Annotated in this window: 1 protein-coding gene; it reads right to left on the minus strand. The window is 72.7% G+C overall.

Annotation, left to right across the window (positions count from 1 at the left end):
* The coding region (locus tag J7357_RS20935; protein WP_244667721.1) for an AIR synthase related protein at nucleotides 1–231 on the minus strand (231 nt) is incomplete at both ends.

Consider the following 231-nt stretch of genomic DNA (forward strand, 5'->3'; position numbering starts at 1 on the left):
CGTGCACCAGCGCGGCTGCGCGCCCATCGCCGCCAGGTCGGACAGATTCACCGCCAGCGTCTTCCAGCCGATGTCGGCGGCCGCGGTCTCGGCCGGGAAATGCACCCCGACATTGAGCGTATCGGTGGTGATCGCCAGCAACTCCCCCGGCGGCGGCAGCAGCAAGGCCGCATCGTCGCCGATGCCCAGCGGCAGGTCGTCACGCGCCCGGCTGCGCGCACGCAGGCGCTC

The organism is Xanthomonas sp. D-109 (assembly GCF_017746095.1).
Classification (GTDB): Bacteria; Pseudomonadota; Gammaproteobacteria; order Xanthomonadales; family Xanthomonadaceae; genus Xanthomonas_A; species Xanthomonas_A sacchari.